The sequence below is a fragment of the Acinetobacter sp. genome, assembly GCF_039596015.1.
GTDB lineage: Bacteria > Pseudomonadota > Gammaproteobacteria > Pseudomonadales > Moraxellaceae > Acinetobacter.
This window is the reverse complement of record NZ_JBCNKN010000002.1, coordinates 186,406-212,223: the sequence shown is the minus strand read 5'-3', so window position 1 is coordinate 212,223 and position 25,818 is coordinate 186,406. Positions and strand designations below refer to the sequence as shown.

At 41.0% G+C, this 25,818-nt stretch carries 27 protein-coding genes, 4 tRNA genes, 1 pseudogene and 1 riboswitch; of the genes and pseudogenes, 9 read left to right on the top strand and 23 right to left on the bottom strand.

Annotated features, from left to right (window positions below; translation table 11 throughout):
- Positions 1-74: 74 nt before the first annotated feature.
- From ABDV70_RS02775 to rpoD, 5 genes are all read right to left on the bottom strand, one after another.
- Positions 75-1,259: an iron-containing alcohol dehydrogenase gene (locus ABDV70_RS02775; protein WP_343595222.1), complete on the bottom strand. Its 1,185-nt coding sequence runs from the start codon at positions 1,257-1,259 to the stop codon at positions 75-77.
- Positions 1,260-1,261: 2 nt separating this feature from the next.
- Positions 1,262-1,741: a hypothetical protein gene (locus ABDV70_RS02770; protein ID WP_343595479.1), complete on the bottom strand. Its 480-nt coding sequence runs from the start codon at positions 1,739-1,741 to the stop codon at positions 1,262-1,264.
- Between the two features lie 126 nt (positions 1,742-1,867).
- Positions 1,868-2,527, bottom strand: coding sequence for a lipoyl(octanoyl) transferase LipB (gene lipB, locus ABDV70_RS02765; RefSeq protein ID WP_343595220.1), 660 nt, complete (start codon positions 2,525-2,527; stop codon positions 1,868-1,870).
- Positions 2,528-2,634: 107 nt separating this feature from the next.
- On the bottom strand, positions 2,635-2,925 hold the full coding sequence (locus ABDV70_RS02760; RefSeq protein WP_343595218.1) for a DUF493 domain-containing protein: 291 nt from the start codon (positions 2,923-2,925) through the stop codon (positions 2,635-2,637).
- Positions 2,926-3,069: 144 nt separating this feature from the next.
- Positions 3,070-5,010 carry an RNA polymerase sigma factor RpoD gene (gene rpoD, locus ABDV70_RS02755; RefSeq protein WP_343595216.1) on the bottom strand — a complete coding sequence of 647 codons (1,941 nt, stop codon included), beginning with the start codon at positions 5,008-5,010 and terminating at the stop codon, positions 3,070-3,072.
- A 287-nt stretch (positions 5,011-5,297) separates the two neighbouring features.
- On the opposite strand from rpoD, the gene ABDV70_RS02750 reads away from it, so the two are divergent.
- The gene (locus ABDV70_RS02750; protein ID WP_343595214.1) at positions 5,298-5,504 is read left to right on the top strand and encodes a hypothetical protein; all 207 of its coding nucleotides are present in this window, start codon (positions 5,298-5,300) and stop codon (positions 5,502-5,504) included.
- 66 nt (positions 5,505-5,570) lie between these two features.
- Positions 5,571-6,095, top strand: a complete 525-nt coding sequence (locus ABDV70_RS02745; RefSeq protein ID WP_343595212.1) for a YecA family protein — start codon at positions 5,571-5,573, stop codon at positions 6,093-6,095.
- A 93-nt stretch (positions 6,096-6,188) separates the two neighbouring features.
- Here the strand turns inward: ABDV70_RS02745 and tmpT are convergent, their stop codons facing one another.
- Both tmpT and ABDV70_RS02735 read right to left on the bottom strand, forming a co-directional pair.
- A complete protein-coding gene (gene tmpT, locus ABDV70_RS02740; RefSeq protein WP_343595210.1) occupies positions 6,189-6,845 on the bottom strand; it encodes a thiopurine S-methyltransferase in 657 nt (218 codons plus the stop codon).
- A gap of 208 nt (positions 6,846-7,053) precedes the next feature.
- Complete coding sequence (locus ABDV70_RS02735) at positions 7,054-7,986, bottom strand: rhodanese-related sulfurtransferase (RefSeq protein ID WP_343595208.1); 933 nt, start codon at positions 7,984-7,986, stop codon at positions 7,054-7,056.
- A 110-nt stretch (positions 7,987-8,096) separates the two neighbouring features.
- Between ABDV70_RS02735 and ABDV70_RS02730 the strand changes: the two genes are divergently transcribed.
- Positions 8,097-8,582, top strand: coding sequence for a DUF1289 domain-containing protein (locus ABDV70_RS02730; RefSeq protein WP_343595206.1), 486 nt, complete (start codon positions 8,097-8,099; stop codon positions 8,580-8,582).
- Positions 8,583-8,699: 117 nt separating this feature from the next.
- Positions 8,700-8,975, top strand: a pseudogene (locus tag ABDV70_RS02725) (HPP family protein); the annotation flags it as partial.
- 51 nt (positions 8,976-9,026) lie between these two features.
- On the opposite strand, the gene ribB reads toward ABDV70_RS02725, so the two are convergent.
- The 12 genes from ribB to ABDV70_RS02665 all read right to left on the bottom strand — a co-directional run bounded on the left by ribB (position 9,027) and on the right by ABDV70_RS02665 (position 16,071).
- Positions 9,027-9,686, bottom strand: coding sequence for a 3,4-dihydroxy-2-butanone-4-phosphate synthase (gene ribB, locus ABDV70_RS02720; RefSeq protein WP_343595205.1), 660 nt, complete (start codon positions 9,684-9,686; stop codon positions 9,027-9,029).
- An 88-nt stretch (positions 9,687-9,774) separates the two neighbouring features.
- Positions 9,775-9,922: riboswitch (FMN riboswitch) on the bottom strand.
- 127 nt (positions 9,923-10,049) lie between these two features.
- Positions 10,050-10,430: an aspartate 1-decarboxylase gene (panD, locus tag ABDV70_RS02715; RefSeq protein ID WP_343595203.1), complete on the bottom strand. Its 381-nt coding sequence runs from the start codon at positions 10,428-10,430 to the stop codon at positions 10,050-10,052.
- Between the two features lie 115 nt (positions 10,431-10,545).
- Complete coding sequence (pth, locus tag ABDV70_RS02710; RefSeq protein ID WP_343595202.1) at positions 10,546-11,127, bottom strand: aminoacyl-tRNA hydrolase; 582 nt, start codon at positions 11,125-11,127, stop codon at positions 10,546-10,548.
- A gap of 22 nt (positions 11,128-11,149) precedes the next feature.
- Complete coding sequence (rplY, locus tag ABDV70_RS02705) at positions 11,150-11,446, bottom strand: 50S ribosomal protein L25 (RefSeq protein WP_343595200.1); 297 nt, start codon at positions 11,444-11,446, stop codon at positions 11,150-11,152.
- 100 nt (positions 11,447-11,546) lie between these two features.
- Positions 11,547-12,500 carry a ribose-phosphate pyrophosphokinase gene (locus ABDV70_RS02700; protein ID WP_343595198.1) on the bottom strand — a complete coding sequence of 318 codons (954 nt, stop codon included), beginning with the start codon at positions 12,498-12,500 and terminating at the stop codon, positions 11,547-11,549.
- Between the two features lie 38 nt (positions 12,501-12,538).
- A tRNA-Gln gene (locus tag ABDV70_RS02695) sits at positions 12,539-12,613 on the bottom strand.
- A gap of 94 nt (positions 12,614-12,707) precedes the next feature.
- A tRNA-Gln gene (locus ABDV70_RS02690) sits at positions 12,708-12,782 on the bottom strand.
- A gap of 18 nt (positions 12,783-12,800) precedes the next feature.
- Positions 12,801-12,875: transfer RNA gene (locus ABDV70_RS02685), tRNA-Gln, on the bottom strand.
- Between the two features lie 23 nt (positions 12,876-12,898).
- A tRNA-Gln gene (locus tag ABDV70_RS02680) sits at positions 12,899-12,973 on the bottom strand.
- Positions 12,972-13,805 carry a 4-(cytidine 5'-diphospho)-2-C-methyl-D-erythritol kinase gene (gene ispE / locus ABDV70_RS02675; RefSeq protein WP_343595196.1) on the bottom strand — a complete coding sequence of 278 codons (834 nt, stop codon included), beginning with the start codon at positions 13,803-13,805 and terminating at the stop codon, positions 12,972-12,974. The genes ABDV70_RS02680 and ispE overlap by 2 nt, the downstream gene beginning before the upstream one ends.
- 12 nt (positions 13,806-13,817) lie before the next feature.
- Complete coding sequence (lolB, locus tag ABDV70_RS02670; protein WP_343595194.1) at positions 13,818-14,414, bottom strand: lipoprotein insertase outer membrane protein LolB; 597 nt, start codon at positions 14,412-14,414, stop codon at positions 13,818-13,820.
- The gene (locus tag ABDV70_RS02665) at positions 14,398-16,071 is read right to left on the bottom strand and encodes a tetratricopeptide repeat protein (protein ID WP_343595192.1); all 1,674 of its coding nucleotides are present in this window, start codon (positions 16,069-16,071) and stop codon (positions 14,398-14,400) included. The genes lolB and ABDV70_RS02665 overlap by 17 nt, the downstream gene beginning before the upstream one ends.
- A gap of 150 nt (positions 16,072-16,221) precedes the next feature.
- Here ABDV70_RS02665 and hemA point away from each other — a divergent pair, with 150 nt between their 5' ends.
- Positions 16,222-17,511 (top strand): glutamyl-tRNA reductase, encoded by a 1,290-nt coding sequence (gene hemA / locus ABDV70_RS02660; protein ID WP_343595191.1) that lies wholly within the window; start codon positions 16,222-16,224, stop codon positions 17,509-17,511.
- A gap of 258 nt (positions 17,512-17,769) precedes the next feature.
- Complete coding sequence (locus tag ABDV70_RS02655; RefSeq protein WP_343595190.1) at positions 17,770-18,060, top strand: hypothetical protein; 291 nt, start codon at positions 17,770-17,772, stop codon at positions 18,058-18,060.
- A 61-nt stretch (positions 18,061-18,121) separates the two neighbouring features.
- Here ABDV70_RS02655 and ABDV70_RS02650 read toward each other — a convergent pair whose 3' ends face one another.
- Positions 18,122-19,984, bottom strand: a complete 1,863-nt coding sequence (locus ABDV70_RS02650; RefSeq protein ID WP_343595189.1) for a DNA primase — start codon at positions 19,982-19,984, stop codon at positions 18,122-18,124.
- 146 nt (positions 19,985-20,130) lie between these two features.
- On the bottom strand, positions 20,131-21,339 hold the full coding sequence (locus tag ABDV70_RS02645; protein ID WP_343595187.1) for an outer membrane protein assembly factor BamD: 1,209 nt from the start codon (positions 21,337-21,339) through the stop codon (positions 20,131-20,133).
- A gap of 72 nt (positions 21,340-21,411) precedes the next feature.
- Here ABDV70_RS02645 and rluD point away from each other — a divergent pair, with 72 nt between their 5' ends.
- The 3 genes from rluD (at position 21,412) to ABDV70_RS02630 (ending at position 23,918) form a co-directional block, all read left to right on the top strand.
- Positions 21,412-22,464 carry a 23S rRNA pseudouridine(1911/1915/1917) synthase RluD gene (gene rluD, locus ABDV70_RS02640; protein WP_343595186.1) on the top strand — a complete coding sequence of 351 codons (1,053 nt, stop codon included), beginning with the start codon at positions 21,412-21,414 and terminating at the stop codon, positions 22,462-22,464.
- Positions 22,465-22,585: 121 nt separating this feature from the next.
- Positions 22,586-23,323 carry a peptidoglycan editing factor PgeF gene (pgeF, locus tag ABDV70_RS02635; RefSeq protein ID WP_343595185.1) on the top strand — a complete coding sequence of 246 codons (738 nt, stop codon included), beginning with the start codon at positions 22,586-22,588 and terminating at the stop codon, positions 23,321-23,323.
- Between the two features lie 43 nt (positions 23,324-23,366).
- Positions 23,367-23,918: a flavodoxin family protein gene (locus ABDV70_RS02630; RefSeq protein ID WP_343595184.1), complete on the top strand. Its 552-nt coding sequence runs from the start codon at positions 23,367-23,369 to the stop codon at positions 23,916-23,918.
- 175 nt (positions 23,919-24,093) lie between these two features.
- Here ABDV70_RS02630 and ABDV70_RS02625 read toward each other — a convergent pair whose 3' ends face one another.
- Both ABDV70_RS02625 and ABDV70_RS02620 read right to left on the bottom strand, forming a co-directional pair.
- Positions 24,094-24,750 carry a methionine ABC transporter permease gene (locus ABDV70_RS02625; RefSeq protein ID WP_343595182.1) on the bottom strand — a complete coding sequence of 219 codons (657 nt, stop codon included), beginning with the start codon at positions 24,748-24,750 and terminating at the stop codon, positions 24,094-24,096.
- Positions 24,734-25,801, bottom strand: coding sequence for an ATP-binding cassette domain-containing protein (locus tag ABDV70_RS02620; protein WP_343595180.1), 1,068 nt, complete (start codon positions 25,799-25,801; stop codon positions 24,734-24,736). Before ABDV70_RS02620 ends, ABDV70_RS02625 begins: the two co-directional genes overlap by 17 nt.
- Positions 25,802-25,818 lie beyond the last annotated feature (17 nt).

The window sequence follows — 25,818 nt, the reverse complement described above, 5'->3', positions numbered from 1 at the left end:
CAGTTTCTTATATAACAAAAAATGCGCAATGTTCAAATGACATTACGCATTTTTTATTGAGAGGTCAAAACAACTTACCAAGCTTTTTGCAAAATTTTCTTTAATTGTTCTAAAGATGCTTCTTTCGGGTTGTAAATAATAGAACCATCATTGAGTGCTTTTTCTGCAATTTCATCAAACTGAGTTTCTTGTACTTTTCCTGTTTCGCTTAAAGTACGAGGCAACTTGGTACGTGCATAAAGCTGATTGCGAATCTTATATAAGGTATCAATGGTTTTTTCTGCCCGTTCAGATGCAGGGGTTTGTGCGTAAATTTCACTGCCTGCAAGTGGAAGGAGTAAATCTGCAATTTTTTGACCATTGATTTCTTGGTTATATTCCAGCACATAAGGCAAGAATAAGTTCATGCATAACCCGTGTGGCAGATGTGCAACAGCACCTAAAGCATGACCAAGAGAGTGTACGAGACCGACCATTGAGTTGGAAAAGGCAATGCCTGCCATTGTCGATGCCTGAGCCAGTTCCAGACGTGCTTCATGATCTTTAGGGTTATCTAAAACTTTAAATAAATTTTGACTGACTTTTTTAATGGCAGCCGTAGCATAAGCATCACTTAAAGGATTGGCTGCCATGCAAGTATAGGCTTCAATGGCATGTGTCATGGCATCCATTGCAGTCATTGCAGTCAAATGTGGGGGCAATGTCATGGTCATGCGTGGGTCTAAAATAGCCGCATGTGGCATCAAATAATAAGATGCAAAAGCTATTTTAACGCTTTTTTCAGGGTCGGACACCACAGCAACCATAGTGACCTCTGAACCTGTTCCTGACGTTGTAGGAATCACGAAAAAAGGTTTAAGCGGTTTTGGGAGATTGTGCGCACCTGAATATTTGAGCAGATCATCACCACCTTCGGTGACTAAAATATTGGTTGCTTTGGCTGTATCGATAACTGAACCACCACCAACTGCAATCAAGGCATCACATTGATGCTCTCGATACAGTGCTGCCGCCAAGCGAACAGTGTCTAAACTAGAGTCAGGTGGGACTTCATCAAAGATTGCGCCAATTTCAACTTCTGCTGTAATAAAAGCAGCTTCAATGGGCGCGAGTAGACCATTGGTACGTACACCTTTATCGGTAATGATCAGTGGGCGTTTTGCACCTAAGGTGGCTAGTTCAAACGGAATATGTTCTAGTGCAGCATGACCCGCAATAATTTTGACAGGACAAAAAAATTCATAATAAGGTTTTGCCATGTTCAAATGCTCCGTTTGAAATAAGATTGTGCAATTTTAAGGTAGATGCTGGCAGCTTCACCGACTTTTTCTTTTAAAGTCAGTTCGGTTGGATATTCTTTTACAGCCATAGAAGCCATAAATTTAGGTAAAATAAGTGCTTCCATTTTATTTAAACAGCGTACTAGGCGGATGGCGTATGAAAGATCACCATCTGCAATCATACGGTCATTGGCAAATGCCTGTGCAGTGCTTTCCTGAAAAGAAAAAACCAGATATGCGTGTGCCAGATGTTTAAATGTAATGGTCAAATCAGGTTTTTTAGGGCTTTGAGCCAGTAATTTGACTTGTTTGTCTGGCGTAACTTGCGCAATGAACGCAGGCCCATGAGGAAAAACATTCATTGAAAAAATAAAGTCATCTGGAAACTTAGCAAATTCGGCTTGTACTTCCTGATCGACCTGACTTGCCATGACTAGACCACGACCAATCACATCCATCATCAGTTTGACGTAGGTCCGTTGCCAGTTGGATTTTGCGGGTGCATTTAAGGTCACGTCATTATCCTTTTTTCACATTTATCATTGTATTTAAATCGTATTTGTATTCATTGGGTGCATCTGAATCGGTCATTCAGAAATGACCTGTATTTCACTAAAGTAATCTGTGTTTTTAAAATAATCAATGATGTCTAGGCTAACTTGATTAAAGTTAGGATAGTTTTCAAGCAAATCATTTAACCGCACCATTTCCAACCCTGCATAACCACACGGATTAATGGTATGAAAACCCGATAAGTCGCAATCAATATTTAATGCCAAGCCATGATAGCTACGTCCTCTGCGAATTTTAAACCCTAGAGAGCCAAATTTTCGACCTTCAACATACACACCGGGCGCATCTGGTTTTGCATAACCGTCAATACCGTATTTTTTGAGTAAATCAATCATTAACTGTTCAGCAAAAGACACCAGTGTACGAACATTCCATTTCAGGCGGTTTAAGTCGAGCATAAAGTAAATGACCATTTGCCCCGGACCATGCCATGTAACTTGTCCACCACGGTCAGTTTGAACGACAGGGAGGTCGCTTGGAATAAGAATATGTTCAGGTTTGCCCGATTGACCTTGGGTTAATACCGCAGGGTGCTGCAAAATCCAGAGTTGGTCAGATGCATGTTCATCACGTTGTTCAGTAAAGTTTTTCATTTCCTGAAAACGATCTAGATAGGGGGTAAGCGTAGAATAATGACGAATGAGAAGTGTGGGTTTTATAACTGAATCGGTCACAGTCATATGCCTTGAACGGGATCAAATGTCCCTATTATAAAACACTTATGGTTGGATAAACGTATTTACTTTGAGATAAAAAAACACGCCCTAGAGCGTGTTTTGAATTAAAGTGCTGTTTTAATGAGTGCGCAAGCAGCCAAGTCTGCATATAAAGCATGAACTTGTTCTAATTCTTCAAATCGTAATTGCGCAGTCAAAGAGTGATACTTTCCTGTGCGAGATGGTGTAGTCACCAGTGTTGCTTCATCAAATTCAGGAAAATGTTTCACTAAAATTTCAACTACCGCAACACGAAGTTCTTCACCTGCATTGCCGATGAGTTTGATTGGATAATCCATAGGAAATACCCAAAGGTCTTCACGAAGTTCACGAGAAGGTGTGCGGTCTTCTAACATAGTAGCCTCATTTTAAATGAAGAATGCCTGCAATCAGCGCAGGCATTCTGTTAATAACTTATATAATGGGGAGGACTGAAAGAATTTCAAGTCTTGAACAGGTGCAAAGGATGACTTTGCCTGCACAAGATTCCTCTTCAAATATTAGTCATTTTCAAGGAAAGAACGTAAGTGTTCTGAACGTGATGGATGACGTAATTTGCGTAAAGCTTTTGCTTCAATCTGACGGATACGTTCACGTGTCACATCAAACTGTTTGCCGACTTCTTCCAACGTATGGTCGGTTGGCATATCAATACCAAAACGCATTTTCAATACTTTTGCTTCACGTTCAGTCAAGTTTTCTAAAACTTCACGTGTCGCTTCTTTTAAGCCTTCAGAAGTCGCTGCATCGACAGGAGAGGTGATGTTTTGATCTTCAATAAAATCTCCAAGATGCGAATCTTCATCATCACCAATTGGTGTTTCCATGGAGATTGGCTCTTTGGCAATTTTAAGGACTTTACGAACTTTCACTTCGTCCATTTCTAGACGTTCGCCTAGTTCTTCAGGTGTTGGTTCACGCCCCATTTCTTGTAAAAGCTGACGAGATACGCGGTTAATTTTATTAATCGTTTCAATCATATGAACAGGAATACGAATGGTACGTGCCTGATCCGCAATTGAACGAGTAATGGCCTGACGAATCCACCAAGTTGCATAGGTTGAGAATTTATAACCACGGCGATATTCAAATTTATCAACCGCTTTCATCAAACCAATGTTCCCTTCTTGAATAAGATCAAGGAACTGTAAGCCACGGTTGGTGTATTTTTTCGCAATCGAAATAACCAAACGTAAGTTTGCTTCAACCATTTCTTTTTTCGCACGACGAGCTTTGGCTTCACCAATTGCCATACGTTTAGAAATATCTTTAATCTCTTTAACTTTTAAATCAAGATCTTGTTCAATATCGGCAATTTTTTGTTGGAAAGCCAATACGTCAGGACGTACTTTTTCCAAATGTCCACGTGTTTCCGCAGGTGTTTTCGCTAATTGCTCATCTAACCATGCTGGGTTTGATTCTTGACCTGGGAAAGAGGTACGGAACTGTGTACGGTCCATACGACCACGACGAACGGCATAACGCATAATTTCACGTTCAGCAGTACGGATTTGGTCATGGGTACCACGAATCATTTCAGAAATAATATCAAATAAACGTGGTGTAAATTTGAACATCATGAATACTGTTGCAAGCGAGCTTAATGCTTCATTTGCTTCAGGCGAGTTACGACCATATTTCTCGCATGTCGCTTTTGTATGGTTCCACGCCTGTTCTAACTCAGTAAAACGTACTTTTGCAATTTCAGGGTCTGGGCCTGAATCGCCTTCAGAGTCATCATCACTTTCAGATTCTTCTTCTTCATCGTCATCGTCAAGTTTTACGTCTTTGGTTGGTTTAGACGTATCTTCCACTTCCTCTTCGATTTCAGTTTCTTCAAGTACTTCAGGGATGTCTTCATCTGACTCAGGATCTAGATAGCCTGATAAAATATCTGCTAAACGGCGTTCACCGTTATTAAAATCTTCGTATTCTTTTAGAACAACTTCTACTGCATTTGGCCAGTAAGCAATGGCATTTAAGACGTCTCGAATACCTTCTTCGATACGTTTTGCAATGCTAATTTCACCTTCGCGTGTTAAAAGTTCAACAGTCCCCATTTCACGCATATACATACGGACAGGGTCTGTGGTACGACCAGGTTCACTCTCAACAGAAGCCAGTACCGCAGCAGCTTCTTCTTCAGCAACTTCATCACCAGATTCAGTAGATTCACCGAACATTGTGTCGTCAGTTTCGGGCGCACGTTCATGCACAGGAATCCCGACGTCTTGAAGCATTTGAATAATGTCTTCAATCTGTTCGCTTTCTGTGATCGAGTCTGGGAGATGATCGTTAACCTCAGCGTAAGTTAAATAACCTTGCTCTTTGCCTCGGCTAATCAGAGCCGCTACTTGAGAAGTAGGGGAATTCATATCGCTCATCTTTTGCTTACTCTCAGTTGAATCTGTGGCAGTGAAAAACCGTGCATGATAGCACACTTTACTTGGTTTTTTTCAGTTATCATGTGTTATCCATAGGTTTTGAAATGATGACTGGGTAAAGTCTTATGGATATAATGCTATTTAGGATTTTTTCAAGGGGAAATGACATAATTATTCTGTCTCAAAATGTCCTCTTTGCATATAAATACACAAAAAAAGCGGATAAAAAAAGAGGGCTTTATTTGATCATTAAAAAATATAAAAATATAAAAAGCTTGACAAAAAACTGTAACCACGATAAATAGCGCGTAAAACATTTATATTTTTATGTTGAGGTAGTTTGAGTGTCTTCTACAGATTTTGAACTAGATGATAACTACGATGATGATGTGAGTTTCGACGAAGCATCAAATAAAATCAGCGCCAAGGAATCATTGGAAAAGCGTCGCTTAATTGATGATTTGCTTGCACAGCGTCGTTTAGAGCGTGAGTTAAAAGATTTTGACTACGATTTGGACGATGATGATGATTTTGAGGATGACGACGAGTAAAAGCACTTAGAAAGTTGTTTGATTCGGTGTTATGCTCATGTACAGCTAATTAATAATGGGATTGCCATGAGTGCATTAAATTTAGATCAATTGAGTGATTATTTGGACGGTGACCAAAACGAATATGGTTTAGATTTCGCAGCAACACATGGTTTTTTAAGTGCAATTGCTGTTGGACCTAAATTTGATAATTGGTTAGATGCTTTATTTGACGGGAACCCTAAAAAAGTACCAAGTGAAATCATTACCCAAATTAAGTTATGGTTAGATTATTTACGTCAGTGCCTAGCCAATGAAGAGGGAATTGAGTTTCCATTTGAAATTGAAGAAGCTGAAGTTGAATCAAGTTTAGGTGACTGGTGTGTTGGTTTTGTCGATGCTATGTTCCTAAATGAAGATGCATGGTTTACCCCTGAATTTGAAGAACAACTGGTTGATTTAACTTTGCCGATGATGGTGTTTAGTGGTATCGATGAAGAAGATCCACAAATGGAATCATTCCGTCGAAATGGTCAGTTGATGGATGAACTCGCTGAGGAAATTCCTGAAAATTTGAATGAATTGTATTTGATGTATCACACACCGAATTAAGATTGTATCTGTAGATATTTGTATCATGTTGTGATGCAAATATGAACCAGAAACAACTGGATAGATTGGAAGAACGCCCGTCAGGGCGTTTTTTTATGCTTTGGTTTTTGGTTGTAAATACCAGATTTTATCTTGTGCATGCGTTCTTTTAAACTGTTCAGAATGCGCTAAATGTGCAAGCAGTTGAAGATGATAAGAATCTCCATAAAGCTGTTGAATTTCTTCTGAATCTACCGAAAAAGGAGGGCCTGAAAACTGGGCCTGATTGTATTCATAACTGACTAAAAACTGTGGCGCAGTATGCGTGATATGCATTAAGTGTTGTGTGTAATGTTTACGCATATCGGCAGGTAAGGCGACTAGCGCTGCTCGGTCATAAACAGCATCAACATGTCCAAGTTGTTTATATGTTAAGTCAAAAAAATCACCAACGAAAATGTCAATTTGTGGATGGGCATAGTGAATCAGATTATTTTTTTCAGAAATTTCAAAATCAAGCTTAAAATCTTCAAATAATTGTTCAATAAGTGCAACGACTGCAATTTGACTAAGTTCAATCGCTACAACACGATAACCTTGCTGTATCAGCCAACTGATATCCAGTGTTTTTCCACTTAAAGGGACAAAAATACGAGCATTGGAGGCTAATTTTAAGGTGTGGAAATGTTGAATAAGAAAAGGGCTGGGTTGTAATTGATGAAACCCAATACGATTTTCCTGCCAGCGCTGATGCCAAAATTCGTGTTCCATGATTTGCCTATTTGTTATTATGCCTTAAACAATTGTATCTAGATTTTGTGATTTTAAATATCAGATTTTTGAGTGAAATAGAAGGGGCAGCCTTGTTCACTTAAACACTTGAAAGGTCATGAGATCTATTTTTCTTATGACAACATCAAAAATAAAAAAGCGATGAGGGTTTCATCGCTTTTTGGGGCTTGATGCTAAATATTTGTCATTACAGACGTTTGCGTTTTGCAGCAGCAATTTGTGATTGACGCATACGGAAACCTTCTTTTTGTTTCTCAGAAGTTTTTTCAATACAGTAAACACAAGACACACCATGTTCATAGCTTGGTAGTGCTGATTCTTCTGGTGTTAAAGGCCAGCCGCAAGCATGACACTTAATATTTTCACCTTCTTCCATACCATGCTTAACTGCGGTACGTCCGTCAAATACAAAGCATTCGCCTTCCCACATGCTTTCATCCGCAGGTGTTTCTTCTAGGTATTTTAAAATACCGCCTTTAAGGTGATAGACTTCATTAAAACCTTCTTGTAAAAGCAAAGATGTGGATTTTTCACAACGAATACCACCTGTACAGAACATGGCAATTTTTTTGTCTTTGTGTTGTTCAAGCTCTTTTTTGACATATTCAGGAAATTCACGGAATGTCTCTGTTTTTGGATCAAGTGCACCTTTGAATGTGCCTGCTTTATATTCGTAATCATTACGTGTATCGATTAAGATAACGTCATCACGTGCAATCAGTTCATTCCATTCTTGAGGGTTTAAGTAATGACCGACCAAATCACGCGGTTTAACTTCAACACCTAAAGTGACAATTTCTTTTTTAAGTTTAATTTTCATTTTACGGAATGGTTTTTCCGAGCTATGTGATTCTTTATATTCCATAGCAGTAAAACCTTCGTTCAGTAAGAACTGATGCATAGTATCAATCGCGGCGCGATTACCAGCAACAGTGCCATTAATTCCTTCATTTGCTACAATGAGCGTTCCACAAAGATGAATACTTTTGACAAGATCTAATAGGCGTTGTTGTAAGTCAGAAGGATTAGTCACTTCTTTAAATTGGTATAGTGCGGCAACAACCCAATCAGAGGTCACGTGCTGTTCTACAGGTGCAAGCTGTTCTACAGTAGCGTTCATGGAAAAACTCCAAAATGTATAAATCTAGTGGAAAAATGAAGGCGCATATTCTAGCCTGAAATTGCATATTAAGCGAGAACCCTTTTCTTGCAAGCTTAAAGGAGCTTATTTTGAGTAATGATCGTCGAATACCTGCATTAACGCCATGTGCGGGACGTTGTTCTACGGTTTTTGGTGATCATGTCTGTCGTGGTTGTCGACGTTTTGACCATGAAGTGATTCAGTGGAATACGTATACACCAGCGCAGCAACATGCTGTATGGAAAAGATTAGACATCCAGTTAGACCAAATCTTGATTCCAATGCTTCCAAATGCGGATGCACGCCATGTTGAAGGATTTGTGTTGTCTAAACGTGTCCGCTTAATGCAAGACGCCTCGATTGGTCGAAAATTATACCATGCTTTAAAAATTTGTGAAAAACACCGTCAGTTTGCTGAAGAAAGTGGACTTGGCATTCCACAAAAACAGGTCAAACCGTTATGGGATGAATTTGAACGACGTATTTTGGCATTGGCAAAGGCCAGTTATGAACTGGCTTGGTTGCGTGCAGACGGCATTCATCACAGTTTAGTGCAGATGATTTTAGAAGACTAAAATGGATTGTGATTTCTTGGTAATGTCAGCTAAAAACCCAGATTGCCAAAGATGGACGAACTCTGAATCAACCTTAAACTTGCAACAGTTGAATTAATTTAAATAGCAATTGTTTATTTTGTTGGGGTACATCTATGGACAGTTGCATTATCTGTCGGGGCAGCAATTGCTGTAATGCAATCGACACGTTGCATTCACCCACCTGCTGGTGCAAATCCTTTGGTTATTTTATTGACCGCCAATACTATTCATTATGACTGGTCATTCTTAATTTTTCCTGTGCTTGTTGGGGTAGTGTTATTGGTTTTGATTGCTCGGTTTGTCAATAATATTCAAAACAAGCAAAAATGGCCAAGTTATGCTCTGGCTATAACTGAAACAAAATCTTTGTAATAAAAAATCCCAGCAGGTTAAATGCTGGGACTTATCAATATGATCATGTAATTAAAGCTGATGTTGCAAACGATATTGAACTAGTTCTTCGATGGTGATAATGGTCAATTGATGGGTTTGTGCATAAGTAAAAACCTGCATGCCTGATGCCATTGTGCCATCTGGATTGGTCAGTTCACAGAGTACGCCACTGGCTTTAAGCCCCGCTAAACGAGCCAAGTCAATGGTTGCTTCTGTATGACCTCGGCGGCTTAGAACGCCACCATCACGGGCGCGCAGTGGAAACACATGTCCAGGGCGATTTAAATCACTTGCTACAGCACCATCTTTGATTGCTGCCTGAATGGTTGTTACACGATCTTTGGCTGAAACGCCAGTGGTAACGCCTTGGGCTGCTTCGATGGTTACAGTAAAAGCTGTCCCAAATTGGCTTGAGTTATGCTGAACCATCGGTGGAAGTTCAAGATGATCTGCAAGTTCTTCAGTCAGACAAAAGCAGACAATGCCTGAGCCATCACGAATCATACGTGCCATGGTTTCAACATTGAGTGTTTCGGCTGCAATAATTAAGTCTGCTTCGTTTTCACGATCAAAATCATCCATGACCAATACAGGTTTGCCATCACGAATATCTTGTAATGCCTGTTGAATACGAATTTCGGCAGCAGGAAGGGTAGAAAAGAAAATTTCAGGTTGAATTAAACTAGGCATTTGAAACGCTCTCGTAAATACGGTTGAACATTTCAGGACTGATGAGAAATGGGGGCGTAGCTATAGAGTAGATTACTCTATTGTTAAACGTCGTCTTCTTCCATCCGGACTATACCGTCGGCTTTGGATTTTCACCAAATCTGCTTTTTATTGAAAAAAATACATTAAAAAGCTCGCGGGCTTGCTTTTGAAAAGCTTACCGCCGGTGGGGAATTACACCCCGCCCTGAAGCGATGTGGTTTTATTATAGTCATGTTTTTGAATGAAAAGATGTATTTTTATATAAAAATAGTTGTAAAAAATTGCATAAAAGTGGAGCGAAATTTGAATAAAAAATCCCGCATCAAAGTGTGCGGGAATTTTTTAAGCCACCTGAACTGGAATACAGTTTGCAGTGTGGTTGACTGTATTATCTGGGTTGGCATAAACCAAACGTGGCTTGTGTGCATCGGCCTCTTGTTCGGTAAAGTCACCAAATGTTGCAATAATGACAATATCGCCCACTTCTGCCTGATGTGCAGCGCCACCATTGACAGAAATAATGCCAGAATTGTCTTCACCACGAATCGCATAAGTTGTAAAACGCTTGCCATTGGTCACATTCCAAACATGAATTTCTTCATATTCACGAATGCCTGCCAAATCCATGAGTACACCATCAATAGCACAAGAGCCTTCGTAGTGTAATTCTGCATGGGTGACAATGGCACGATGAATTTTACATTTTAATAAACGCGATAGCATGAAAGCGTCTCCTAACGGACACATCTAAACGATGTGTTGATCTTCTCTTTAAGCAAAATGCATGATCATGCTGTTTAAAGTTAAACAACATAAGACAAGAGGGGATCAAGAAAATTTAAGTGGATTTGTATGCGTTGATCTGATTCATGGCTTGGGAAACCTGTCCATCAACCAAGAGACTGACTTTAGAAAGCGCATGATCAAGAGCAGCATCAATTAAGTCTTGCTCACTTTTAGGTGCTTTACCTAAAACATGACCAGAAACTCGATCTTTTGCACCGGGATGCCCGATCCCAATACGTAAACGGTGAAAGTTTGCACCAATATGAGGAACAATATCACGTAAACCGTTATGACCACCGTGACCACCACCTGTTTTGAGGCGGATAACACCTGGGTTCATGTCGAGTTCATCATGAGCAATGAGAATTGCTTCAGGATTGATTTGATAGAATTTGGAAAAGGGGACAACACTTTGACCAGAACGGTTCATAAATGTCGTTGGAAGTAATAGACGGACATCGTGACCTTCTATATTTCCGCGCCCGCTGATTCCATAAAATTTTGGATCAGACTTGAGTGTAATGCCATAGCGGTCAGCGAGTTGTTCAACAAACCAAAAGCCAGCATTATGTCGAGTTTGGGCATACTCCTTTCCAGGGTTGCCCAAACCAACAATGAGCGAAATTTTATTCACGAAACTACGCTCTCAAACACAATTAAGCACGTTTGAAGTCAGCGTGCATAGGTGTGTTTTTAGCAGGGTGACGTTGTAACGCTTGGATTTTAACGTTTTCAACTTTGTCGCCTACTTTGATTTCTACAACTTCTTCAAAGAAAGCATTGTTTTCTAATGCTTTTACAAGTTCACGAAGTTCTAAAGTTACAGTTACAGGCTCAGCATTACCACCATAGATGATAGCAGGAACAAGTGCTTCGCGGCGAAGGCGGCGGCTCGCACCTTTCCCTTGTTTCTCTTCAGCACGTGCTTGAGCGTTTAATACGAAATTAGCCATGAGATATCCTCATTAAGTTACGGTAAAACTAGATTTGCGACCAATCTAGTGATAGAAAGCCCCGCATTATAGCAGGGCTTTTGGGAAAAAGCGCTAAGTTTTATAAATAGCTGTCAAACATTGCACTGATTGATTCTTCGTTGTTAATACGACGAATTGTTTCAGCAACCATGCTTGCAACAGAAACTTGGCGGATTTTACCTAATGCAATTGCTTCGTCAGAAAGAGGAATTGTGTCTGTTACCACTAACTCATCAATGACAGAATTGCGTAAATTGTCAATTGCTTTACCTGAAAGCACAGGGTGAGTTGCATAAGCAACAACACGACGAGCACCAAATTGTTTTAGTGCATCAGCTGCTTTACAAAGCGTACCAGCAGTATCAACCATGTCATCGACGATAACGCAATCACGATCTCTTACGTCACCAATAAGGTGCATCACTTGAGATTCGTTCGCTTTTTGACGACGTTTGTCAATAATTGCTAAATCGATATCGCCCATTTGTTTTGCAACTGCGCGAGCACGAACAACCCCACCTACGTCAGGTGAAACAACCATCAGGTTGTCATGTTGTTGTTGACGAAGATCAGCAAGTAGTGCAGGTGTACCATAGATGTTATCGACAGGAATGTCGAAGAAACCTTGGATCTGGTCGGCGTGAAGGTCGATCATCACAACTCGGTCAATACCTACAGTAGTAAGCATATCCGCAACCACTTTAGCAGTGATTGGTACACGAGCAGAACGAGGACGACGGTCTTGACGAGCGTAACCAAAGTAAGGAATAACAGCTGTAATACGGCCAGCACTTGCACGGCGTAAAGCATCAGCCATAACCAGAATTTCCATCAGGTTATCATTGGTTGGTGCGCAAGTCGGCTGAACAATAAAAACGTCTTTACCACGAACATTTTCTGTAATTTCTACAGCAATTTCACCATCAGAAAAACGTGAAACAGCAGCAGAGCCTAAAGGAATGTGTAAGTGACTTACGACTTTTTGAGCGAATTGTGGATGAGCATTTCCACTAAAAACGACAAGATTGGGCATGAAGCACCCTTGGCGGTTGGTATGTGTTTAGAAGAATATGGCAGGGGCGGCTGGATTCGAACCAACGGATGGCGAGATCAAAACCCGCTGCCTTACCACTTGGCGACGCCCCTAATATGTGGCAGAACTTTAAAGTTTTTATCTTGTTTTGTCAAGGAAAAATGACAACTTCAAGAAAATCTTTGCTTGTTCTGTCTTTTGAATAACTGGCAGGGGCGGCTGGATTCGAACCAACGGATGGCGAGATCAAAACCCGCTGCCTTACCACTTGGCGACGCCCCTAAATTTAGATTCTTGCAATGGCAGGGGCGGCTGGATTCGAACCAACGGATGGCGAGATCAAAACCCGCTGCCTTACCACTTGGCGACGCCCCTAATATGCAAAAATCAACAGATGATGGCAGGGGCGGCTGGATTCGAACCAACGGATGGCGAGATCAAAACCCGCTGCCTTACCACTTGGCGACGCCCCTAACTTGTAATGCTAAATTGGTTTAGTAGAGACTGATCTAAACTATTGACCAAGTAAGATTTACAAGGCGAATGATTTAAAACGGACTCAACATCCATATTTGCAGTTACTTCAACAAAAACACAAGCACCTGTACCTGTAAGTTTTGCAGTTCCGAACTGGTCGAGATACTGCATCGCTTCATTTACTTCTGGGTATAAACTTCTTGCAAGTGGCTCAAAGTTATTTCCAAAAATCGATGGCGTTTGCTGATAGGCGCAAAATTTAGTTTGCTTGGAATCTCTTGTCAATGTTTTTTGTGAAAAAAGCAGTTGAGTGCTGATAAAACAATCAGGTTTAAGCACAATGAACTGTTTTTTAGGCAGATTGATGAAAGTTAGGTGTTCGCCAATGCCTTCAGCCCATGCATTTTTTCCATGAACAAAAATTGGCACATCTGCCCCAAGCTGAACAGCAAGCGCAGCCAGTTGATTGTTATTTAATCCACATTGCCAAAGTTGGTTGAGGACAATCAAGGTCGTGGCGGCATTGGATGACCCACCTCCCAAACCTGCTCCCATAGGAATATTTTTTTCTAATCGGATATTTAATCCACAATAATGCGTTGCATGAGGCTTGATACATTGAGCTGCTTTGTAGATCAGATTATTTTCAACTTCAACCGAAGAAAGACCCTCTAATGAGATATTATCTGTGCTTAAAGGTGTGAATTCTAACCAGTCATACAGGTCAATGAGCTGAAAAATGGTCTGTAATTCATGGTAACCATTGGCACGTTGACCTGTAATATGTAAGAACAGGTTGAGTTTGGCAGGAGATGGGACACGGATCATAAATAAAAAAATTTAACGATTCTGAATCACCATTGTAATACGATTTTCTTGTCCATTTTCGAGAAGTTGCTTCAAAACAAGTTTATTGGGTAATTTGAGTTGATTGTTATAGCTGAGGTTGGCTTGCCATCCATCCTCAATAAACTGTGTTGGTCGTTGTTCTGTATCATATTGAATTTTTGCATTTTGTGTCGCTGGTTTAGCCTGTACCCATTGAACAAGATAAGTAATCGGAGCTTGCCAACCTGTCGCTTGTGCTAATAGCTCTTCTGCGGTTGTTGCGGTAATAGTTCCAGTTTTTGAACTGGTGAGACTCACTTGACCTGGTTGTCCTTCGATATGGGTTTTCCCGATACCGAGTGCGCCCGTGAGGTCAATTTCAAAATGATCTTGTTGTTGTTGCCATGTAAAAAATGCACTTCCTGATTGTTGCGGGGTGCGTACACCAATTTTGCCTTCAAGTTCAAACTGGTTCGTTGGGTTTAGTGCATCGGATGATTGTGGTATTTGTGATGTTGACGTTGTAACTTTTTGATAGTGTTGGCAACCTGTTAAAAAGAGGCTACTACTGGTAAATAAACCAAGACAAAATTTAGTGAATTGCTGCATGATGGGACAGACTCGTTTTATGTTGTGAAGGCAAAAGTAAGCTATGGAGCTGTATAACTTGTGGGTTATCTGGGAAACTTTGTTGTAGTTGTTGTAACAATGTATTAAAACGCTGTACGTCACCTTGCAAATAAAGCGATTTCGCTAAACGAATGCCTGTACTGGCATTATTGTTAAGCTCATAGGCTTTCTCTAATGCAGGAATCGCAGATTTAAAATCGTTTTGTAAAAATGCGATAAATCCAAAAGTATCCAAAATAGATGCCTGATCTGGCGCATAGTCTAAAGCATGTTCGACATAGCGTCGGGCATCCTCTAAACGGCGGTTTTGAAGTGCCAGTGTATAGGCATAGGCATTGAGATAAGTTGGGCTGTTGGGTTCAATGGATAGGAGCTTATTTAGATCTTTTTCTAAGCGTTCCTGATCCTGATAAGGGTCGAGAAAGAGTACTTGTGTATATAACAAATCAGGATCATCCGGTAAGTTGTGGATGGCTTCGTCTAATAATTCAATTGCAGCTTGTTTATGATGCGTCTTTTTTAAGATATCTGCCTGTAATTGATAGAGAAAGCTGGCATGTTGTGGATAGTTAACCCGTTCTTGGGTTAAAAAGCGCAAAGCATCGCTGAGTTTGTCTTCTTTATCGTAAATACTCACCAGATTGCGTCTTGAAACGGTATATAAACTGCCATCTACAAGCCGATAGTAAGTTTTTGCTGTTTCATAATGTTGTTTTCGTTCGGCATTCACCGCCAAATAATAGTAAGCATCATTTTGATATTGAGAGGAATCTTTGAGCTGTAACAGGAATTGCTCAGCCTGATCATAACGCTTTAAGTCAATACTGGTTAAGCCCGCAATAAAGATGGCTTCGTCTGCACTTGGCCATGTGCGAATAATATATTCAAACTTCTTTAGTGCGAGTTCTGGCTGTTCAATTTTAATCAGATATTTTGCTTCGGCCAGATGGACTTCGAGGTTATAACGATGTTTTTTACTGGATTTTGCATACCAGTCAAGAGTCGCCTGTTGGTTGCCAGATGCTTCGAGCAAATTCGCTTTGAGTAAAATAAAACTGGTGACATTCGGGCGTTTTCTTAAAGCCTTTTGAATATTTTTGAGGGCAGATTCTAGTTCACCATTTTGTGCTTCGAGACTGGCAATAAATACCAAAATGGATGGGTTGTTACGCGCTTTACTTTTGCGTAGAGTGTTTAAAAGAATATTTCGATCTGTCGGTGAGTCTGGTGCAATTCCGGCTAAAATTTCGGCTAAATCTGCATCTGGATCAATATTCAAAATTTTATCGAGTGTAGAGGCGGTCATCTCATATTTATGCGTTTTTAGCGTAATATGCGCCAAATAAAAGAGTGCAGGTACGTCCTTTGGGTCTTGTGTTACCCACTGTGATGCAATATCGAGTGCTGCATATAAGTCATTTTCATCCAGCGCAATATCGAGCGCTCGTTGCTTTGCTACAGTTGAATTGGTGTGAATTGCAAGGACGGTATAGTTGTGTAATGCGGTTGCGGGTTGTTGATATTGTAAGGCAAATTCCGCAATCATCGCTTGCTTGAGTGGCTCAGGGTTATAGTGTGTTGTTGTATTTTGAGCATAACTATTGGGATAAGCACATAACACTATGCTACCTAGCATGAAGATTGTGCTAGAATATTGTCGAATAAACAGAGCGGAATGTTGCCAAATTGTTTGTTGCAAAATTTCTTTATCCAAATCTTTATGCTTATTATGACACCGATGACGCACAATAGCACTTGCATAATTTTAGTGAAATGATGATCTGACATGACGTTTTATGCCATAGGTGTCAACCATCAAACAGCCTCAGTCGAGTTGCGCGAGCGTATTGCTTTTAATGCAGAACGCTTGAGTTCTTTATTGTCTGAACAGGACAGCCAAAGTCAATTGAATGATTTGGTCGTGGTATCTACCTGTAATCGTACAGAGATTTATGCCATGACTGAACATGCAGACATCTTATTGAATTGGCTAGCCCAAACCAATGACATTGATGTTAATCAATTGTTTAATCATGTATACCGTTATGACAATATTCAGGCGGTCACGCACTTAATGCGTGTTGCGAGTGGCCTTGATTCTCTGATGCTCGGAGAACCGCAAATTTTAGGACAAGTCAAATCTGCATTGTCTTTGGCGAAAACAGCAGGGACTGTATCGAGTAACCTGAACCGTATTTTTGAATATGCATTTTATGCCGCAAAGCGTGTTCGCTCTGAAACAGCAGTCGGAAGTCATGCCGTTTCAATGGGTTATGCCGTTGCACAGTTGGCATCGCAGGTGTTTAGCCACCCTGAAAAACTTGTGGTCATGATGGTTGCTGCTGGGGAAATGAATACGCTGGTTGCAAAACATATGGCGGACATTGGGGTCGCAAAGATTCTTATTTGTAACCGTGGCCGTGAACGTGCAGAAAAGTTAGCACAGGAAATTACCCCATTTGTAGATGTCGAAATTATTCCTTTTGATGCTTTGGCGGATAATTTGTATCGTGCTGATGTTATTTCAAGCTGCACAGGAAGTTTGCATCAGGTTATTTCTTATCAGGATGTTAAAACGGCATTAAAGAAGCGTCGTTATCAACAAATGTTGATGGTCGATTTGGCCGTTCCGAGGGATATAGACCCTAAAGTTGAAGGTTTGGATGGTGTCTACTTATATGGTGTAGATGATTTACAAACCGTGATTGATGAAAACTTAGCACAGCGTCGTCAGGCGGCAGTTGAAGCCGAAGTGATGGTGAATCAGCTTGCGACACAAATGTTGACGCAAGAAAAAATCCAGGGTGCATCAGGAATTATTCAACACTACCGTATGGCAGGTGAGGCAGCACAACAAGCAGAACTTGAACATGCGCTTCAGTGTTTAAATGATGGTCAGGATGCAGCGCAAGTTTTACAGGCATTTTCACATCGTTTAACTCAAAAACTTTTACATCCAACGTCTATTTTGTTGAGAGAAGCCGCACAGGCAGAAGACCCTGAACAATTTGAATGGATGCAAGAACACTTACAGGATATTTTAAAAGTACAGCGACAGCCAAAACATAAGAAATAAAGCTGTTTAAAAAAAAGTGACTGCCTGGTCATTTAATTAGGAAACGTTTTTCTAATTTATCATATTGATTTGTAAAAATAAAAAATAGAATAAAGTTCACTCGGGTTTTGAAGCGGACTAGCGTTATTGGTTATTTATTTTGCTTGAGTATAATAAATCGGGTAATACCTAAAATCTCCGAAAGGGATATTGGCTGATTTTAAGTTTTCATATCTTAGGTTGTATATCATCCATATCATTGAGTTCGAGGAGATTATTATGAAAACTCCCCACGATTTTAGTCATTTACTGGCACAAGCTTCTCCTTTTGTTCATCGTGGTCGCGATTATCAACAACGTGTGTTGAATAAAGTGATGAATCACATGAACCATACCACCGAGCATGTTTTAGATTATTTACCTGAGCAGCTTAAAATTGATATGAAAGGTATTTCTGTGGGTGTGTTTGATGGTGAATTTGAAGATGCCAAAACGCAGCGTCAATATTTACGTCGTCATGGTGTGCATAAATTATTGATTCCTGCCTATCAGCGTATTTTTTTCCATTAAGTTATGATGAAAAAATGATGATGATAAAAGGGTGAATTTTGGTTTCACCCTTTTTTATGGCTTAGGAAATCAGCCTTAAACTAATTTTTTTGGTTAGCTCATTTAATTGTAGACGTAAATTAAATGTTTCCTGTAAGGATTGCGGGCGTTTCATTTTCAGTTTTAAATATTTTTCTTGTAATGCAAGTGCATTGTCCGTTGCAAAGTTAAATGCCTGCTCTGGTGTTTCAATTAAATTCAGCATGTTGGTTCGCTGTAAAACATCGGCCAGGTCTTCTCTAAAGGCATAGCAAGCCCCCAGTGTATAATAAATCGCACGTTCTTGATCTTCTGGAAGTTTTTCAAAAATTTGATTGAGTGTTGCAAGCACTTCGGCCAGTAGTTCTTCTTGCTGAATATAAGCCCGTAACTGTTCAAATTGTGGATACAAAAACGGGTGGCAAATTAATAATGCAACCGCAAAATCTTCATCCCGAGTACGAATGTTAAAAGACAGTGATGCATCGTTGCTGACTTGTGGAGTGAAGCGTTTGCCTAAACCTAATTTTTCACGAAAGGACTGGGTCAACAGGTAGCGATAAGAGCCTTGTTGTGGAAGTAATGCCGTGAGCTGGCGTAATTCTCCCATCACCTGACTTTTACCTTCGGGTGTCGAAACGTCATGTTGTTGCGAAAGTAGCGCAAATAAAAAGTCTGAAAGTAGCGGTGCTTGCTGCCAAAGTTGCTGGAATTTTTCAATGCCTTCCTGACGGATGAGGGAGTCAGGGTCATGTTCATTTGGCAAAATAAAAAATTTGAGTTCCCGACCATCGTTAAGTAACGGTAGGGCAATTTCTAAGGTGCGTTTTGCCGCTTTTTGTCCTGCTGCATCACCATCAAAGGCAATGGTAATTCGGTGATTACGCTTAAAGAGTAAATTGAGATGTTCAGTATTACTTGCTGTACCTAGAGTTGCGACTGCACCCGAAATCCCCGCTTGTTGTAGTGCAATAACATCCATATAGCCTTCGACTAGAAACCAGTCTTGAGCCTTGCTCTTTGTGCCTTCATATAGACCATAAAGTAGCTGATTTTTATGAAAAACTTCGGAATCTGGCGAGTTAATGTATTTAGGTTTGATCTCGTCATTTAAGGCACGACCACCAAAACCAACCACACGCCCTTTGGTGTCACGAATGGGGAAAATCACCCGATCGCGCAACAAATCAAAGTCCCGTCCTGTGTCACTGGTTCGAATTAAACCGAGTTGCTTTAAACCATCAATATCAGAAGGAAAAGCATGCTCAAGATGTTGCCAATCTTCGGGTGCATAACCAAGTCGCCAGTTTTGCACGGTTTCTTGGCTTAAGCCACGTTGTTTAAAGTAGCGTTGAGCGTTCTGACTTTTGGGCAATTGTTGTTGGTAGAACACAGCCACATTTTCGAGTAGGTCGTATAAGTTGCCTTCTTGTGTTTGTGGTGGCTCAAAGTTAAATGTTGGATCTGCTAAGAATGGATCAAAATAGAAATCTGGAGAAATCTCACTTGTTTGTGGGGCTTCAGGTGCATCCACATGTGGTTGTGATGCAGATGGTGCAGTGGCTTCGGTGTGAAGTGTTTTTTTATAGGTAAGTTTTTTACTGTCCTGATTGTCTTTAGGTAGCTCGATACCTGTTTGACTGGCTAAGTCTTTCATCACATCGATAAAACTACGGCTATCAATGTCCATTAAAAATTTAATGGCGTTACCATTCGCCTGACAACCGAAGCAGTGATAGTACTGTTTATCACGGTAGACGTGGAAAGATGGGGATTTTTCTTGATGAAAAGGGCAACAGCCTGAATATGTTCGACCTGTTTTTTTAAGTTTCACACGTTGACCGATAAGATCAACCAAATCGGTACGATCTAAGATTTGATCAATGGTCTGTTGAGGAATCGCCATAAAACGTAAGCCGCACTAAAAAGAAGCCAAATAAAAAAGCAATGTTATCACATCTCAAGCATGCAGATGCGAGTCTGAGCTTGGATTGATGAGGCAAAAGAAAAAGGCAAGTTTTGAACTTGCCTTTACTTCAAACAAAAGTTGATTTAGTTATGTTCTGGTTTATCCAGCAAACCAAAGCTTAGGCGATTTGTCCAGCTACGTTTTGGTTTTTCAACTTCGGTTTGCGGTGCAGTTTGACTCACAGGTGCTGCTTGTGGTGTTTCTGCTGCATCACTGTCAGATTTACCCAGTAAGCCAAATGAAAGGCGGTTGGTTAAACTGCGTTTTGGTTTTTCAGCTTCAGTTTGTGGTGCTGCCTGACTGACAGGTGCTGCTTGTGGTGCTTCTGCTGCATCATCGCTGTCAGACTTGCCCAGTAAACCAAATGAAAGGCGGTTGGTTAAACTGCGTTTCGGCGCTGTTGAATTGGCATCGTTCGCTTGGACTGCGTTTTCATCGCTTCGACCCAAAATACCCAAAGTGAGCTTATTGACCCAACTGCCTTCATGACGTGCAGCAGCCAAGTTCACTGAGCCGTTTGATTTAACCAGTTGCGGGTAGTTCAGTTTTAAAATATCAATATATTGTTGTGCTGTCGCGTTATCGCCAAGTTTGCCATAGCTATAAGCAACAGTTGCAAGTGCTTCTGGAATTTGTGGCGTTTGAGGGTAATGTTCAACGACCCACTGACCGCGTTGTGCTGCGGCAACCCATGCTTTACGTTCAATGTTGAAACGAGCAGCTTCCATTTCGTGTTCTGCAAGTTCCTGATTGATGTATTTCATACGCAAAGCGGCATCAACAGAATACTGGCTAGACGGGAAACGACGAATCAAGTCTACAAAGTTTTGATATGCATTTTTTAAATAGCTGACATCTCGATGAGACTGTTTTAATGAGGTATAGCGAATAATACCGTCATAGTTTTGTTCCATGTTTGCCACACCACGTGCGTAGTAAGCATAAGCAACTTGAGGGTGATCTGGATTTAAACGAATAAAACGGTCAGCAGCAGCTACGACACCTGGATAATCTTTTTGTTGGAATTTTACATAGATTAAGTCAAGTTGTGCTTGCTGAGCATGTGATCCTGTCGGGAAATAGGTATCAAGCGCTTGGAGATTTTTTGTCGCCTCGGTATATTGACCTTTATTTAAGGCTTTTTGTGCTGAATCAAAATAGGCTTGTTCAGATACGCGTGGTCCAAGATCGGTGACTTCTTTTTTTGATGGATTACTGCTACAGCCCACAAATGTACATGCAATGCCTAAAGAAATAGCAAGCATCGTAACTTTATAACGTGGTAGCGACATAAAAATTCCTCAGTTAATACGGGCAATGAGCTACAATGGCAATATTAAACCATTATTGTCTTAATGAGCCAAATGACTTCAACACAATCTTCTCATTCTAATTTCACTGAAACAGATTTCAATTTACTTGAAGATGCTGAGGATGCAGATAATCATAATTCGTCCGCAACTGCAACACATTTATCGTTGCAATTTCAGTTGGATGATACGTATATCGGGCAACGCATAGATCAAGTCGCTGCAACGGTTTGGTCGGAATTTTCCCGTGAAAAACTGAAACAGTGGATGAAAGACGGTTATTTACTGGTGAACGGTAACAAAATTAAACCAAAATATCGCTGCGAGGGACAAGAAGTATTGACCCTTGATGTTGAACTTGAGGTGCAAACCACCAGCCAGCCTGAAAATATTCCACTCGATATTGTTTATGAAGATGACGATATTATTGTGATCAATAAACCTGTCGGCATGGTGGTACATCCGGGTGCGGGCAATCCTTCGGGAACATTGGTCAATGCCTTGCTTTATCATTTTCCGAAAGCGGCTGAGCTATCTCGTGCAGGGTTGGTACATCGTATTGATAAAGACACCAGTGGTCTGTTAGTCGTTGCGAAAAACTTGGAAGCACAGTTTTCTTTAACCAAGCAACTGGGCGATAAATCTGTTTATCGAGTGTATGACTTGGTGGTGTATGGCAACATCGTTGCAGGTGGAACCATTGATGAACCGATCAAGCGCCATCCTGTTGACCGTGTAAAAATGGCAGTCCTTCCGGGCGGGCGCGATGCAGTAACGCACTATAATGTTAAAGAGCGTTTTCAGCATTTTACCCGTGTACAGGCACAGCTTGAAACAGGACGTACACATCAGATTCGTGTGCACTTTACTTATATTGGTTATGGCTTGGTTGGTGACCCTGTTTATATGAGTCGTGTGCGTGTTCCTGCGGGCGCATCAGAACGCCTGGCAACAACATTACGTGGTTTTCGCCGTCAGGCATTACACGCTGCAAAATTGGGCTTGATGCATCCACGCACTCAGGAACAAATGTTGTTTGAAGCACCCTGGCCTGAAGATTTTGCAAACTTGGTACAAGTGTTGCGTGAAGAAAATCAGGCATATTAAGTGTTGTGGACGATTCATTATATGATCTGTGCAGTTGTACAGCATAAATAGTTAATCGTCCTTCAATTGTATGGATGAAATAAGCGAAGCTGAATAATTGTTTGTGAAAAGGAGTGGGAAAATGCAATTTGTAGAAGGCTTACCAAAAGGGGTATATGTTGGACAGACACGAGTTCAGCATCCTCAATGTTTGCCGAGTTCCCAGTCTGATTTAACAGGCTTTAATTTGGCGTTACATGTGCAGGATGATGCAGCACGTGTGCAACGGCATCGTATGCAGTTATTACAAGATTTTGCACCTTACGGTGTGCAAAAACTGACCTGGATGACACAAACTCACAGCACCATTTGCCATACGGTCAATCAACAGGTGTATTTTGAGCCTTTGGTTGGCGATGGCTTGGTGACACAGCAGAAATCCCATGCAATTTTGATGATGACTGCTGATTGTTTGCCCGTAGTTTTGGGGAATGCTGCGGGAACAGAAGTTGCCAATTTACATGCGGGTTGGCGTGGACTGGCAGGCGGTATTATTGAAAATACCATTGCCACCATGCAAACGCCGCCAACATGGGCGTGGCTTGGAGCGTGTATTAGCCAGCCAAGTTTTGAAATTGGTGCAGAAGTCAAACAGGCATTTTGTGAAAAGTATCCTTTAGATTTTGCCTTCCAAGAAGGAAAGCAAGTGGGAAAATATTATGCCGACTTATATGCAATTGCCCGTTATATATTGGGACAACATGGCGTAAGTGTAGTGTTAGGTGGGCATGAATGTACCTTTGCCCAAAATGAGGACTATTTTTCGTATCGACGTAATGCAAAAACAGGGCGCATGGCGACATTCGTGTTTATGCAATAAAACATGATAAAATACACAGGTTTTTGACCATTGATCTCCAATTATGTCTGTGCAACCAAAAAAACTTGCCATTGTTTACCATAGTCCCTATGGGCATACCGCCAAAGTGGCGCGATATATCGCAGAGGGCGCAGAGAAAATGGGAGTCAGTGTTCATCTGATGTCGATTGAACACATAGATTGGGATGCTCTTGATCAGGCACATGGCATTATTTGGGGAAGTCCAACTTATATGGGCAGCGTCACAGGCGCATTTAAAGTGTTTATGGATTCAACTTCTAAACGCTGGATCAACCGTTCATGGCAAGGCAAACTTGCCGCAGGCTTTACCAACTCGGGCGGATTAAGCGGCGATAAACTTTCTGTTTTACAACAAATTAATTTATTTGCCATGCAACATGGCATGTTGTGGGTGGGGTTACCTTTGCTTTCTACAGGGCAAAAAGAAACCGATTTAAACCGTTTAGCCAGCCATTTGGGTTTAATGACTCAGTCAAATAATGCACCTGTTGAAATTACCCCACCACAGGGCGATTTAGACACCGCACTTTGGTTTGGTGAATATGTTGCCTTGATGTTGAATCGACTGCATTAATTTTTGTAAATACTAAATAAAACAATATCTTGCATGGATTTGTTGTAATGAGTGATGTCCTTATTGTTTGGAATCACTCAATTTTATAAAACATGCCAAGCATCGTTTGCAGATCATGCGTCATTATAAGGTGTGCGTTGCAAGCATTTGTGAAATTTTAAAAAACCAAGCTTTTTTAAATCTTCCGTTTGTCGAGTTGCCGTGCCAATTGATCACCGATGGCTTGCACAAACATTACCAGAACCACCAATACCACAATCACTGCAAGCATAATTTCTGTGTCAAAGCGTTGATAACCATAGCGATAGGCGACATCACCCAAACCACCTGCACCAATTGCGCCTGCAATTGCCGATGAATTAATCATGGTGACAAGGGTCACGGTAAACCCAGCCACAATGCCCGGCAATGCTTCGGGCAATAACACATGCCAGATAATTTGTTTGCGGTTACAGCCCATCGCCTGAGCAGCTTCAATTAGCCCATGATCGACCTCCCGTAAACTGACTTCTGCAATACGAGCAAAAAAAGGCGTTGCAGCAAGTGATAAAGGCACAATAGCGGCCCACACGCCATAACTTGTCCCGACAATGAGGCGGGTTAGTGGAATGAGTGCCACCATTAAAATAAGGAAGGGCACAGAACGGGTGACATTAATCAACCAGCCAATGGGTTGATTGATTTTGCTAGAGGGATAGATTCCTTGTGGAGAGGTGATGACTAACAAAATTGCGAGTGGTAGCCCAAGCAATAAGGCAACCAATGCAGATACTCCCACCATTAATAGTGTATCGATGGTTCCTATGATGAGTAGTTCAAAGAGTTCTTGCATAGCCTAAAACCTCTAGTGATCTTGTTGGTGTGTTGGATGAAAGTGCATCTAGAGACACGAGTTCTGTGGTTGGAACGCCAAAGATGACTTGCCCTAAAATACGTTGCTGAATTTGGTCGACTTGGCTATGTAGTACATAAATTGGTGCTTGAAACTGGTTGAAATATGCTGATAAATCAAATGGATTTTGAATATCATGAACATAGCGGAGTTTAAAGATTTGGTGTGTGGTTTCAGCATTTGGGGCCGTTGATAGTGCAAAGGGCAGATCACGCTGTTGAACGTTTAATAATTCTTGGGTGATTTTTTGTTGTGGCTGCGAAAATACTGACCAAACCGCACCAGATTCGACAATTTCACCATGATCAATCACCACTACTTCATCGCAAATATCCCGAATGACCTGCATTTCATGGGTAATCAACACAATGGTAATGCCAAGTTCCTGATTAATTTTTTTGAGCAATGCCAAAATTGTTGCGGTACTTTCAGGGTCAAGCGCTGATGTTGCTTCATCACACAGTAAAATTTCAGGTTGATGTACCAACGCTCGTGCAATACCGACCCGTTGTTTTTGTCCGCCTGAAAGTTGGGCAGGGTATTGCTGTGCTTTATGGCTGAGTCCAACCAATGCCAGAACCTGTTCAACTTGGGCATTGATTTCAGCTTTTTTCACGCCTGCAATTTTTAAAGGCAAAGCAACATTTTCCCAAACGGTTTTGGCAGACATTAAATTAAAGTGCTGAAAAATCATGCCAATATGTTGTCGGGTTTGAATGAGCTGTGCATGGTTAAAGGTGGTCAACTCTTGTTGGTGAATATGAATCGTTCCCGACGATGGTTGCTCCAGACCGTTTAAGGTACGCAGGAGTGAAGATTTTCCTGCGCCACTACGCCCGATAATGCCAAAAATATGTCCTTCAGGAATATCCAGATTGATTTCTTTTAAGGCATGAACCTGTGTTGTATCTTGCCCTGAATAGTATTTGTTCAGATTGCGAATTCGAATATGTGGGGTTTGAAACCCGACTTGTGAACCAAAGCTAACCATCGTTATTCTCCTTTCAT